The organism is Flavonifractor sp. An91 (genome assembly GCF_002159225.1).
Lineage (GTDB): Bacteria > Bacillota > Clostridia > Oscillospirales > Oscillospiraceae > Flavonifractor > Flavonifractor avicola.
The window spans coordinates 22,005-34,861 of sequence record NZ_NFHA01000031.1 but is presented as its reverse complement, the minus strand read 5'-3'; the positions used below and the strand labels follow the sequence as shown (position 1 = coordinate 34,861).

At 54.6% G+C, this 12,857-nt stretch carries 13 protein-coding genes; 5 read left to right on the top strand and 8 right to left on the bottom strand.

Translation table 11 applies throughout. From position 1 onward, the window contains the following. Window positions 1–148: 148 nt before the first annotated feature. The gene (locus B5G42_RS14415; protein ID WP_087271718.1) at window positions 149–391 is read right to left on the bottom strand and encodes a helix-turn-helix domain-containing protein; all 243 of its coding nucleotides are present in this window, start codon (window positions 389–391) and stop codon (window positions 149–151) included. Then, window positions 340–762: a type II toxin-antitoxin system PemK/MazF family toxin gene (locus B5G42_RS14410; RefSeq protein WP_087271715.1), complete on the bottom strand. Its 423-nt coding sequence runs from the start codon at window positions 760–762 to the stop codon at window positions 340–342. Before B5G42_RS14410 ends, B5G42_RS14415 begins: the two co-directional genes overlap by 52 nt. 709 nt (window positions 763–1,471) lie before the next feature. Between B5G42_RS14410 and B5G42_RS14405 the strand changes: the two genes are divergently transcribed. Further along, on the top strand, window positions 1,472–2,710 hold the full coding sequence (locus B5G42_RS14405) for an IS110 family transposase (RefSeq protein WP_071429506.1): 1,239 nt from the start codon (window positions 1,472–1,474) through the stop codon (window positions 2,708–2,710). A 181-nt stretch (window positions 2,711–2,891) separates the two neighbouring features. On the opposite strand, the gene B5G42_RS14400 is transcribed toward B5G42_RS14405, so the two are convergent. From B5G42_RS14400 to B5G42_RS14385, 4 genes are all read right to left on the bottom strand, one after another. Next, entirely contained in the window at window positions 2,892–3,089 is a 198-nt protein-coding gene (locus B5G42_RS14400) for a hypothetical protein (protein WP_087271713.1), read from the bottom strand. A gap of 14 nt (window positions 3,090–3,103) precedes the next feature. Beyond that, window positions 3,104–4,471, bottom strand: coding sequence for a relaxase/mobilization nuclease domain-containing protein (locus B5G42_RS14395; RefSeq protein ID WP_087271710.1), 1,368 nt, complete (start codon window positions 4,469–4,471; stop codon window positions 3,104–3,106). A gap of 2 nt (window positions 4,472–4,473) precedes the next feature. Next, window positions 4,474–4,785: a plasmid mobilization protein gene (gene mobC, locus B5G42_RS14390; RefSeq protein WP_087271707.1), complete on the bottom strand. Its 312-nt coding sequence runs from the start codon at window positions 4,783–4,785 to the stop codon at window positions 4,474–4,476. Window positions 4,786–5,098: 313 nt separating this feature from the next. Continuing rightward, complete coding sequence (locus B5G42_RS14385) at window positions 5,099–6,175, bottom strand: AAA family ATPase (RefSeq protein ID WP_087271706.1); 1,077 nt, start codon at window positions 6,173–6,175, stop codon at window positions 5,099–5,101. A 122-nt stretch (window positions 6,176–6,297) separates the two neighbouring features. On the opposite strand from B5G42_RS14385, the gene B5G42_RS14380 reads away from it, so the two are divergent. The 4 genes from B5G42_RS14380 to istB are packed head-to-tail and all read left to right on the top strand — an operon-like array spanning window position 6,298 to window position 11,413. Continuing rightward, window positions 6,298–9,327, top strand: a complete 3,030-nt coding sequence (locus B5G42_RS14380) for an RNA dependent RNA polymerase (protein ID WP_242961237.1) — start codon at window positions 6,298–6,300, stop codon at window positions 9,325–9,327. After that, window positions 9,317–10,189 (top strand): hypothetical protein, encoded by an 873-nt coding sequence (locus tag B5G42_RS14375; protein WP_087271703.1) that lies wholly within the window; start codon window positions 9,317–9,319, stop codon window positions 10,187–10,189. The genes B5G42_RS14380 and B5G42_RS14375 overlap by 11 nt, the downstream gene beginning before the upstream one ends. Window positions 10,190–10,200: 11 nt before the next feature. Further along, a complete protein-coding gene (locus tag B5G42_RS14370) occupies window positions 10,201–10,686 on the top strand; it encodes a hypothetical protein (RefSeq protein WP_075705350.1) in 486 nt (161 codons plus the stop codon). Next, window positions 10,679–11,413, top strand: a complete 735-nt coding sequence (gene istB, locus B5G42_RS14365) for an IS21-like element helper ATPase IstB (protein ID WP_087271700.1) — start codon at window positions 10,679–10,681, stop codon at window positions 11,411–11,413. The genes B5G42_RS14370 and istB overlap by 8 nt, the downstream gene beginning before the upstream one ends. Before the next feature lie 155 nt (window positions 11,414–11,568). Here istB and B5G42_RS14360 read toward each other — a convergent pair whose 3' ends face one another. Both B5G42_RS14360 and B5G42_RS14355 read right to left on the bottom strand, forming a co-directional pair. Next, complete coding sequence (locus tag B5G42_RS14360) at window positions 11,569–11,826, bottom strand: hypothetical protein (protein WP_087271697.1); 258 nt, start codon at window positions 11,824–11,826, stop codon at window positions 11,569–11,571. 404 nt (window positions 11,827–12,230) lie between these two features. Next, entirely contained in the window at window positions 12,231–12,743 is a 513-nt protein-coding gene (locus tag B5G42_RS14355) for an RNA polymerase sigma factor (RefSeq protein WP_087271694.1), read from the bottom strand. Window positions 12,744–12,857 lie beyond the last annotated feature (114 nt).

The following is a 12,857-nucleotide window of genomic DNA, read 5'->3' as shown; positions in this document are numbered from 1 at the left end:
TACTGATCTGTTCCTCCTTTTGCGGTATTGAGTTCACCTACCAATGACACCTTTATTGTATCATCGGACAGAACAAAACTCCAGGTAAATCCGCGTCAGAATTGTTAACTTTCTGCGTCCATCTGGTGGGTAACAGCGCCATAGTTAGCTATTCTGCAACGGTGGCACAAGTGATTTTCAAATAACGCAGAATGTGGGCTTTGGGGATACGATAAGCCCGTCCGATTTTCAAATATTCGATTTTCCCATCTTTGAGCAGTTTGTATCCTGTTTTTGTGCTTACCCCAAGGGCCTCACACATCTGGCCAATGTCCATCACATCGGGGTAATCTTTCAACATCAATCGGTAGGCATCTCTGGGAGAGAGCAAACCACCGTCATTTTCATACATTGTGAGTCCTCCTTTCGTTTGGGGTATCCTATGCCAATGCTGATTGCCAGGGCTGCATCGACCTCCAGCATTTTTTCTTTGCTGATACGCCCAATGTAACCACGAAGCCGCTTCCGGTCTATTGTCCGCAGTTGTTCCAACAGAAGCAGAGAGGTAGGCGCAAGCCCCGGCACATTCTCCAGTAGAATATGGGTAGGCAGACTATTCTTTGCTTTTCTGCTGGTGATGGCTGCCGCAACAACGGTAGGACTAAAGTGATTTCCCACATCATTTTGGATAACAAGGACAGGACGGATGCCGCCTTGCTCGGAGCCGATCACCGGGTTCAGGTCTGCATAGAACAGATCGCCACGCCGGATAGCCTTTCGCATAAGCTGACCTGCTGAATATTAAGTAAGCCGGAAACAGGGCAGGCCATAAGACCTGCCCCATTTCCGGCGAAATACAAAATCCGATTTGTTTTCTTGTTATGTGCCATTTGTCCTTGACACCCCGCACATATTGGGAAGTCATCAGCGACCGGCAGCGAACCGGCCCACGGGAATCTCACCCCTCCGAGGATCTCTCCGAGCTGCCCCCATTGCGTGATCTGTGGCTGGACAGGAGTACCATTATACCCCTTTCCGGTCATGGCCGCACCGGGTGCTACCCGGTTTTTACAGGCTGCCGTTACTCGCTCATACGGGACAGGATTGTATGCAAGACCAATTATGATAATCAGGTGGGATCTGCTCATCATGTCCGTATATCATGGCGCGGCCCCTGAATCGGCTTTTGCTCCTCGCACTGAAAAGGGGGATGTTACTGATGAATGAGTATGCGGTTGTCAACGCCTCATGAAATGCCATCACAGCTGAGAATGAAAATATAGTCTGTGCGTTAACCGAAGGATTTGCTAAACTGAATACAGCAGGCGTAGTCCGGTTGCACCTTGGTGGATTTTCACCCCGTTTGTTCAACGTGGACGAGTTGCCCAAGAGAACAGCAGTATGTTGCGTCACATAAGTGAAGAGCACGAGTAGCAAAGTTCGGATACCCACCCGGGCAATTCCCAGCCTGCATAATTCAGGGAGGGATTTGATGCAAGACATATTGACCTGCGCCATGGGACTGGATATTCATCGTGACGTTATTGTTGCCTGTCTTGCCAAAGGTGAACTGGGCACCGACCCGGAAATCGAGATTCGCTCCTTCAGCACACTTATCCCGGAAATGCGGAAACTGCGGGATTGGGTGTTGGAAGCAGAGTGCCGCTATGTCGCTATGGAGAGCACCGGGATCTACTGGCAGCCTATTTACGAAATGCTGGAGCCATGTTTTGATGGGCAGATCAGCATTCTGGTCGTGAATGCCCGCCACATGAAGAATGTGCCTGGGCGCAAAACGGATATGCGGGACGCGCAATGGATCGCCACATTGCTCCGTGCCGGATTACTAAAGGGAAGTTTTATCCCAGATAAGACCTTCCGGGAACTGCGGCATCTGACCCGGTATCGTAAGAGCATCGTTCGCGACATTACCGCCCAAAAGAATCGCATCGATAAATTTCTGCAAAGCTCCGGTTTCCGCTTCACAGCGTTTTTGTCGGACGCATTTGGCGCTTCCGGGCGAAACATCATCCGTCATCTCATGGAATACGGAAATATTTCGCGGGAAGCTCTGGATCGGTGTCTGAAAACACAGACCCGGAAACGTATCGACGAAATACTGATTGCCTTGAACGGTTCGCTCTCGGAGCACCAGCGCGGCTTTCTTCGCATGATATTTGGGCACTTGGAAGCACTTGAACAGCACCGGCATACTGTGGAGGACGCTATTACGAAAGAGATCACAAAGCACGAAGAGGCATTGAGCCTCCTGTGCTCCATACCGGGTATTGATGTAACTGCGGCAGCAGCCATTATCGCGGAGATTGGTACCGATATGAGTGCCTTTCCGGATTCCCAGCATATATGCTCCTGGGCCGGTTTGAGTCCCGGTAACAACGAGAGTGCCGGAAAACGCAAGAGTGCTCACATTAACAAAGGTAATCCGTATCTGAAGAGTATGCTCTGCGAGGTGGGATGGGTCATCTCCGGAAAACGAAGCTTGTACCTCTCCGGTTGGTACTGGAGGATAAAACAGCGGAAGGGCGCTAAACGTGCAACGATTGCTTTGGCTCGCAAACTGCTGGCGCTGATTTACACGATGTTGAAGACAGGTTCTCCATACAACGAAGACTGTTTTGAGATCCGCAGAAAACAAAGTGAGCGCAAACGGGCCAGCCGTATGGTGAACGAACTGCAAAAGCTGGGGTACTTTGTGGTGGCACCAGGCTGATTCCCACTGTACCATACTTCGGCCGGCGACAGGTTTTGGCCTGCCGCTTTTTGTGCTGCGATGGTTTTTCATGAGGCGTTGAAAGCCTGTTTGTCAAGGTTCACGCCCTCGCTACTTATTTTCGTAGCAAGGTTCATATGCACACACAGTATCCCACACCACTGGTAAAAAGTCTACTGAATCAAGCAGGCTTGTTCAGGTTTTCAAAGTCCTGTGCCATCAACAGCGTCTGCTCAATTTCAGACACTGTGTCAGGCTTTGTGATGGTGTTTTTGAAGTGGAGAGCAACAATCAGTCCGTCCACTTCCATCGTGATATATTCTGTCGGCTCAGAGTATCGGGGATGCTCCCGATCATACATTGCCTGCCGATAACTCATGTGATCATCCTCCTTTACATAGTCTGCTGCCAAGTCTGTTCTTCTTCGTGATCGTCCTCGGCGTGACCTTGGGCGATTTTCTTTTGTCGTTCTTTCCGGAGGGCCTTGCTGTCGGTGTGGTGGTGCGTAGTGGTAGCGTCCATCACAGGAGCAGGCCCCTGGCCGCGCTCAAGAGCGTGTCCAAGCTGGACCACACCACCCACAGCACCAGCCCAGTCAGCGCCAGGGCCGCCAGTCCCAACAGCAGACTGGTCCATGGAATGTCCGGCAGACTCAGTCTGGGCAGTCTGATGCTGGACAGAGAAAAATGCCTCTCTTTCTGTTTCCCAGCCTGTTCGCTCATCTGCTCCAGATGCTTCACCGCTTTCAGCAGTTCGCCCATCTGCGTCCGAGTCGGAAACTGCGCCAGCAGTTCGCTGATCTTCTTCAGATAGCCAGTCTGTCTCTCGGTGTGGTACCCCAGTGTGTAGAGGCTGCTCAGCAGTTCCTCCCACTCCGCTTTCGAGGGATACACTTCGGGAGGCGGTGTCAGCTCCTGTGCCGGAGGCTGCGGCGTGGTCTGTACCATCTGCGTAGGTCGGTTCTTTTCCAACAGCTCGTCCATAGATAATTTCTTTTCTGATCCTGAATTCATATTCCATATTCTCCTTCAGATATTTGTCCCCGAACAGCAGGCGGTCACGGCACTGCCAGCCGCTGGGTGTGGTGTAGGTGATGTTCCGCCGGGAGGTTTCCCAGCGTACCTTGTAGCCCTCGCTCTCCATCAGCGCAATAAACTCCTCACGGTTAGAGGCGTGGCGCATACAGCCGTTGATGATATTCATGAGCTGCAGTTTTTTGCTCTGGCCACGGACGGCGGTATGATACTCACCGACGGACATGGTCTTGGTTTTCTCTTTTCTGTCCGCGGGCCGGAACACAGGCAGAGAAAATTCCATACAGACCTGATCGTTGCGCTGTCGCAATTCCTGGAGCTGCTCCTTTGCCACGTGCAGTTTCTTTCCCGTGTCGAAGTTGACCGAGTTGATGAGGAAGTGGGAATGAATGTGTTCCCGGTCTGTATGGGTGCAGACCAGGACTTCATATCCCTCATAGTACTCAGCCAGCTTCAATGCCGCCGCATGGGCGGCGACCGGGTCGACTGCTTCGCCTTTCGGGAAGCTCTGCACCATGTGGTAGAACAGCACACCGTCGGTTTTGTGATGCAGCCGCTTGGTTGTCATGAAGTCCGCATAGACAGATTCCGGCTGGCAGTTGAGGCCTGTGACCAACTGTTGACCGTCACACTCGGTTTTCTTGTTCTGCATGGTGTACCGCATCACGGCTCCCATGCATCCGGTGGTTTGTCCTCGCTTGTAGTTAGTGAAACTAATAATGGCCATCCTCACCACCGCTTTCGTTCCAGAGTCAGCCGGACAGCAGCGCAGAGTTCAGAGAACGCCTGGCGTACACTGTCCAGGTTGATCACCGTGATACGCCCCATGTGCGCCAGGGTGACAAGCTGATTCAGATTTCTGCCGATTGACTTCAGCTCCTTGAGCACTTCTTTCAGTCCGTCAATGACCACCACCTGCTTTCCCAAACAGCAGGCCGTCACATAGTCGCTCATGGACATCCCGGAGCGTTTTGCCAATTCCTTGATGGCCTCTCGGTCTGCGGATGCCATCCGAGTGCTGAACTTGATATCTTTTCTCATGTCGTTTCCTCCAGTCTTTCGTAAAAATGGGGTGTGGGGCAGCGCCCCGCAAACAGGCGGAAGGCGGGCGGCGGCTTTGCCGACGACCAGACAAACGCGATGCTGGCCGTCGTCCAAGCGGACGACGAATCCCTCGCTTTGCCGCCAGCGGCAAAGCTCGCTCTCTCTGTCGCTTGTCCGCCTCCCACCGAACCCGCTGACGCTGGGCTTCGGCGGGAACCCTGTTTTGAGGTGATTCTCCCGCGCCGAACACCCGCACTTCTCCTTCGGCCACAAGCGGCCCAACACAGCGTTTCTTTTGCCTTGCGGGGGTTTACTCGCCATACTCGGAAACCGCCTGCAAATCGCCGCACAGCGCCCCGGCAGGGTCAACAGGGTCGACCGCCGGAACACCCTGGGTATCGTCACTTTCGGCACGCTGCAGCTCAATGAGCCGCCTTCCGTTGCTGCGGCGCACCACAGCGGAAATGCCGATTTTCCTTAGTGCGTCAAGGTTTTGCAGGATCTGTCTGGACACTTTCTTAGGCGAGATACGCTCCACGCCTACAGGGTCGATTCGTTCAGACAGTTCTGTTGGAGTGCCGATAAATACTGTTCTGGTGCTCATAAATGCGGAGATGAGAACGACGATCCGATCCTCATGAAACACGGGTTCTTCTCTGCTGTCCGACACCAGCTCCCACACATTTTCACCATTGCGCTCCAGTGTCAGCTCCCGGTATTCAATGTCACGACCGATGCAGGAGAGTTTCGCTCTACCGCTGCCCCGCCGTTCCTCCACCAGTGTGAAGCTGGAATCCACCGCACCGCTGATGGCGGTGGTCCCGGAGATGCGGTTGAACACATCGTCAGCGGTTTCCTTGCGCAGATGATGGATCAGCAGGAGGGCAATGCCGTGGGTATCTGCGATCCGTTTCAACACAGACAGATCCCGGTAGTCGTTGGCGTAGGTTGCGTCACGAGCCGGACGAACCATCTGCAGCGTGTCGATGATGACCAGTACCGTGTCCGGGTGGGCAGTGAGGAATGTTTCCACCTGCTCCTCCAGCCCCTGACCAATGAGGGCGCACTCCGTGCAGAAGTGGACGCTGCTTGGTGCGTCCTCCGTGATCTCAAACAGTCGGTTCTGGATGCGGAGGACGGAGTCCTCCAGACAGAGATAGAGGGTGGTACCCTGCCTGGTGGTCATGTTCCACACCGGCTCTCCCTTGGCAACTGTCACCGCCAGCCACAGGGCAAGCCAGGACTTGCCCACTTTCGGAGAGCCCGCCAGGATGTGCAGGCCCTGAGAGATCAGGGTATCCACCACAAAATTGGGCGGCTCCAGCGGACGGTCCATCAGGGTTCTGCCGTCTACTGTGATCAGGGGATGGTTCATTTTGTTGTTCATGTTTGGTACCTCCATTTCAAGAATTTGAATACAAAAAGCTCCCACCTCAAAAGAAGTGGGAGTAGTATTTATTTTGATTTTGAAATGGTCTGTGGTAGAATAGAGCAAACGGAGGTGAGCCAATGACGACCTATCAGATCTACGAACTCTCTGCCCGGGCGGTGATGAGTTACGCCACGGAGCAAGACGGCGTTTACACCTTTGCTCTGAACCGCAGTGCCACCGAGCACTGCAAGGTACCGGGTGCCAAGCACGAGCAGGACAGCTGCGCCATGTTCCACCAGCTGATGTACCAAATCCACGGGGAGGGCTGGCGGGAGCGTAGCGATGAGAAGGTCACGGCGCTTTCCGATGTGCTGTTCTATATGGACTTCGTCGGCATCTTCGACCGGCGTGGAACCGGGAAGACGCAGCAGGCCCGCCGAGAGAAGGCCAGAGATATGTTTCGTCCAGAGGGGATCACTCTGGATTTTGGCAGCGGCCCACACCGCTATGTGGCCTTTGAGCGCTCTGCCAGCATGAGCCGCCAGGCCCGCCTCTCCTTTATTCGGGCGGAACTGTACGAGCCCATGCGCCAGCGGATCATGCTGAACATGGAACTGAGTCGCTGCCAGCTCAGTAAACTCTACGCCTACAACGGTCTCATGTTTTCCAGCGGAACCCGGGTGGACGGCATCCGCATTGATAAAAATCACCGGGTCATTGTCATCGATAATCCAAACAAGAGAGTGGAGCGAGCCCCTGTCATCACCCTGCGGGAAGGCAGAGAGCCAGGAACCTTCTACCGGGCAGATACACTGGAAGATCTGGACATCACCTGCTTTGACGGCGTAGGTCTCATCTCCAAGGAGTACGCCCAGGTGGTGGACAAGGCTTGCTGCGGCAGCCACACCCACACCTCCTTCCAGATTCGGATGCCCTACATCAAGGGGATGCTCCATCAGGTGGATTTCAAAGACTTTTTGAAGCGCAGCGGCACCCAGACCATCGTGGACATCTGGGGCAAGGCGCACCCCGTCCGCAGTGTGGACATCATCCTCACTTGCAGTCAGTTCAAGGCATACGGATGGCTGCGGGAGAACGGTATGACCTGGGATGACTATTGGGACGCCTTTCGGGACTACAACCACGCCCTGTACATCACCAACCTGAGCAAGACGGAGCCGGAGAAATTGGTAGAGCTCAACTATCAATTTCTCTCCACCCTCTCCATCCAGCCGGAGGAGTTTCGCCCCGCCGACCTGCTGGAAGGCTGGGACCACAGTCCGGAGGATGACCTCCGGCAATGGCTGACCAAGGCCACCGAGACGGCCTACTATAACTTTCGTGCCAATGAAGCATATCAGCAGGAATACTTTCGCCGGGGCCTGAGCCAGTCAAAAGGAAGTCGGTCGAACATCATGGCCCGGGTGTTGGAGAAGAACCCGAAGTTTATCCGGGAACCTATCTACGCAGAACAGCTGGATGGGCAGGCCCGGAAGATCCTCCGAGGCTACGCCGTGGGTCGTCTGCTGGTGCCGGGGGACAACCGTTTTCTCTCCGGTGATCTCCTGGAGTTGCTGCGGCAGTTAATTGCACCCCGTGTGTTCCAGATGCCCGGTGAGCGGGACTTCTGTAATCAGGTGATGGGAGATTTCTTTGCGGAGGACAGCTTCTTTGCACCCGGCGCGGCCTATGACCACGAGGACAGCTGCACCCTGATGCGCAATCCCCACATCGCCCGGAATGAGGAATTGCAGTTGTCGGTGTATCCGGGGGGAGACGCACTGCGCCAACACTACCTGGGCCACCTCACCGATGTGGTCATGGTGTCCGCTGACAGTTTGGCAGCGGAGCGGCTGGGCGGTGCGGACTACGACGGCGACCTCATCAAGACCATTGCCGATCCCATCCTGAACCACTGTGTGAAGCGGAACTATGACTACGATGTCCACCAGCAGCTCTCCAACAACGCCAACCTGCCCCTGCTGAAAATTCCATCCTTGTCCGCACCCAAGTCCGATGCCAACGACTGGCAGGACCGGTTTCAGACGGTGGAGAACACCTTTGCTGCCCGTATTAGACAGATCTGCAACGCCGCCCTGGATCGCAGCGTCATCGCCTACAACGACCACGCCGACCCGGAGGAGCGCAAGCGGTGCCGCCGGGACTTGGAGGCTCTGGCCATCTACAGCGGACTGGAGATCGACGCGGCCAAGACCGGTGTACGGCCCAATCTGGATGAATTTCTGGGCGGACGGAAGGTAAAGCGCACTCCTTTTCTCCAGTACAAATATCTGTTGGAGCGTGCGGAGGAGCGTAACCGCACCTGGTACGAGCCCACCTACCGGGAGCGGTTGGAGACCTTCTTTGCCGGGATCGACTGGTACATGGTGGACTCCCCGGTGGAGCGATTACCCTGGCTGGCCCGCCAGCTGGAGCGCAATACGCCCAAGATACAAAAGAAACCGGCAAAGGACAGCGAGTTGTTTGCCTTTGCCCAGAAACGAAACTGGAAGAGGCAGCTGGATGAGAAAATACTTTCTTCTGTTTCTGCCTTGCTGTGGGACTACGAGCACTGTCTCTCCCGCATCCGGGCCTGCCGTACCCCCGCCAAGGGGCAGCAGCGAAAAGCGGACATTGACCGTATGCTCTATGCCAGAGGACAAGAGGAACTCTACGACAGCGACCAGCTGTACGCCTTCTTCCAGCAGCTTTCATCGGAGCGTATTTCTACTTTGAGAAAGGCGATTGTGGATCAGCAGTGGCACCTGATGACAGAAGCACAGAGAGAAACATTCCTGCGGGAGTGGCTGCCGGAGGGAGCCGACTACTACGATCTCCTGACCGACTTCCGCCACGGCGGGTTCCGTATGCTGGGTGATCTGGTCTGCGATATCGACGATCTGGAGTCTGCCCGGGAGCGGAAGCAGCTCCGCCGCCCGGCGGACTCCCCGGACTTCCAGAAGATGATGGAGGCCTATCTGTCTGCCCCCTTCAGCGGCAACGAGCGGGCCGTGGTGTCCAAGGTCTGCCGCAAGCTGCTGGACAAGATCGTCTGGCCCAGCCTGGCGGTGCCCTATGTGGTGGCCCTGGGCAAGCGAAACCTGCTGTGGGATCTGCTGCCGGATCACATTGAGGAACATGTTCTGGAGGTGGACCATGCTGAATGAGTGGAACGAGTTTCAGGACTACACCGGTGTGGTAAGCTACACCGCCCGGAACAAGCAGGACACCACCTACCTGGGCCGCTTTACCTTCGACACCATCCTGGATTTCGAGGGACTCAACCGGGTGCTGACCATCCTGGCAAGAGGGTTTCTGTTTCATAACGAGAATGGCAGCCCCGCTGAAGCGCCCCGGGAGCGCATCGACTATGCCAAGCGGGGCCTGTGCGCCTGGTGCAGTGTGCCGGACAGTAAAAAAGCCACGCCTCGGGAGGCGTGGCAGTTTGGCAGTGATTTTGGGGAACTTCATTCGGAATTCCCCGGCCTCGTGGATGAAAACGGCAGCGGATGGTTCCATAGGCATGTGCATCGGGTGGCGGCCTTTGTGCGGGAAAACCCGAAGAGGATATCCAGCAGTGCCCAGAAGAAGTGTGCCGCCATTGAGAAGGGCTTTGATGGAGCCTGGCAGGACAAGGTGATCCAGATGCAGATCCCCCTGTTCGCTCCCACCACCAAGGGGCAATGGGGGCTACGGTTTGACAGTTTTCTGGCCCAGGCTCTGGAACTGGGGCCACTCCGGAAAGAGGAACCAGAGCTGCCGCCCACGCTGGTGGAACAACTCCGCAGCCTTACGCCCAAGGGGGTTCCTCTGGATATGGTCACAACTCTGGTGTCCTACTACTTTGCCAACAAGCCAGAGGACTCCGACTGGGTAGTGCTGCCGGTGGCCAACTTTGACGCATACTTCGGCACCACCAGCTTTGGGCGAAAGTATCTCAAGCAGATCCCGGAGGCCATTTTGGAGCGATCTGAAACAGGGTTTGGGCTGTGCCGGTATCGGCTGGGCGGCACCCTTGTCATTAAGTAGGGATATCTCCCATGCTGGCCGGCGAAAAAGTACAGGCCAAAATCTTCTATGACCATGTAGCGTTTTACCACGACCACAGACCGGTTGGACGCTTTCCCAGAAGCTACAAGACCAATGATGAGGTCTACGACTGGACGCAGTATGTGTCCACCCTCTGCAAAAAGCCAGGAGCGATTGAGCATACCCGTTTCTTCCACCAAATGCCGCAACGGTGGCAGGATTATCTTGCTTCCACCAAGGGAAAAGAGCGGAAGAGCGCCCTGCAACTTCTCAGCGAAATCGTTGCTGACGGAAACTCTGAGTTCTGTGATGATGCGCTGGAAATGGCAGCCGCCAATGGCCGGGCCGATGTGGACAGCCTGCGGCAGTGTTATTACATGATTGCCAAGAAGGAGTACCGCCCAGATCCGCTTAAACTCTCCGGAGCCCCATTGCTGAACTACAATCCAAACCTCTCAGCCTATGATGGCCTGATGGGAGGTGAGGCTCATGGCTGAACAGATTGAACAGCTCATGCGGCAAGTGAAGCTGGGCGGCATGGCGAAAGGCTGGCGGAGCGTCCCCTACGAAAATACCGAGCAATATGTGACCGACCTCTTGACGCTGGAATTACAGGAACGAGAGGCCAACCGGATTAACCGCATGGTAAAGACGGCTGGTTTCCGGGTGATGAAGACACTGGATGATTTTGTGTGGAACTCCGCCATTGAACTTCCTGGCGGCTTGACACAGGAATACATGACCGACCTCCATTTCCTTGCCCCAAAAGAAAACCTGATTTTTATGGGGAGCGTTGGGACGGGAAAGACCCATCTGGCTACGGCTATTGCTTTGAAAGCCTGCCAGGAGGGGCGGCGTGTCCGCTTCTTTACTGCGGCGGAGTTGGCAAACATCCTGCTGGAGAAGAACACCAAGGGGACCTTGAACAACTACCTGGGTACGCTGAAAAAGGTAGAGCTTGTTGTGATTGACGAGATTGGTTTCGTCCCTCTGCACAAGGATGCCGCTGAACTGCTGTTCCAAGTGATTTCCGATTGCTACGAGCGCAAGAGCTTGATTATTACTTCAAACCTGGAGTTCTCTCAGTGGAACACTGTCTTTGGGGACAACCGCCTGACTGCGGCGCTCGTTGACCGGCTTATCCACCACAGCCATATTGTGATTTTCTCTGGGGAAAGCTACCGGCTTACCCAGTCCCTAAACCGCCAGAGGGCATACACTTAGGGTACTCAAAATTAGTGCAAAAGGGCTTTGGGCACCGATGTGAGCACTTGGCCCCTATTGGCACCGATGCGAGCGTTTGGCCTCCGGGGGACCGATGTGAGCATTAGGCCCCCAGGGCACTCACTCTTGCAAAAGGCCCTCATCTTTCCGGGTACTCAAAAGGTGAGCATTTGGTACTTGGGAAAAACATTGCTCACGACATGAAATCTGGTGCTGAAGGTGCTCACTTTTTTGGGGCCCTTTTGCTCACATTTTCGTTTGACAAACACATCAAGAGAGTTCTGATTTACAAGGGTGTCTTTCACCTTGTCCATCACACCGGGGACAGGCTTTTCTGCATATCGCATAATTACAGTGCAGCCATCAATCGTGATTACTTCGCTCGGAAATTGTTTTGTCTCCAAAGGTTTCATATTCTTCTCCCATCTTTTGCGTCTCACGGTGAGACGCAAAAAGCCATATCATTCGGAGTGTCCACTGATAGGTGCAAGTAAGGATAGACAAGCCAGCGGCGGGTGGCAACCGCTCCATAGGCTATAAACCTCCCCCCATTCCCGTGGGCGGGGCGTCCTACGCTGTGACGCATAGCCGACGCAAGTAGCATGATCCCGTATTTGTGTCATGGCCTGCGGCTTTGCCAAACCGTGTTACGCTGCTGGTGTAGATCGCTCCTTTCTGCCGGAGCTGTCACCTCCTTTCCCGGCAGAAGATCCCGGCGCACCCAGCGTTTGGCTCAACAGAATACGGCAAGTAACTGGCTCGTCCTATTCAGTTGTCAGAAAGATCGAAGGAATATCGAAGGAATAAAACTCGTCCTTCACTTACCGCCGTTTTTGGTTCCGTTCTGCACCCACCTTTCCAAAAATTTTTTTAGAATTTTTTTGGCTGCCAATATTCTCTTGGATATATTCTGGTGTTTGACCTTCTCTTGCGCCGCAATTTCCTTTATGGTCAGGCCCTCCACACAGTAGAGCCAAAGACGGCGGCGTTGAGGTACAGTCAGGCAGGCATCCAGGCCCTCGGCCAACAGGCGGCATAGGCGGGCCCGCTCCTCCTGGTCGTATTGATCCATGACCTCCGTTTCGGCAGAGAGCACCGCAAAGGATAGTTCAGCCAGTCCTTCCAGCGAAATTGTCCGGTTACTGTGCCGGTGATCCGCTTTCTCAATCGCGTGGTAGTTTTCATCGGACCAGCGTTTCCATTTTTCAAACTCCTCCGCACTGGAGAAGTCGGCACGGGTCAGGCGGATATGTATTCCGGTGGCGCTTTTGCATACGATGGCGTCCGGGTCCTTCTTATTCAGAGCATAGTCACTATTGCGGTCAAACATATTGGCTCCTCCTTTAATTTTCGTTGATTCGTGGATGGTCAACGAAAATCGGGAGGAGAGCGGCAGGAATATCTTTTTCCGCCAAAATGCAAATTTTTTTCTAAGTTTTCAATG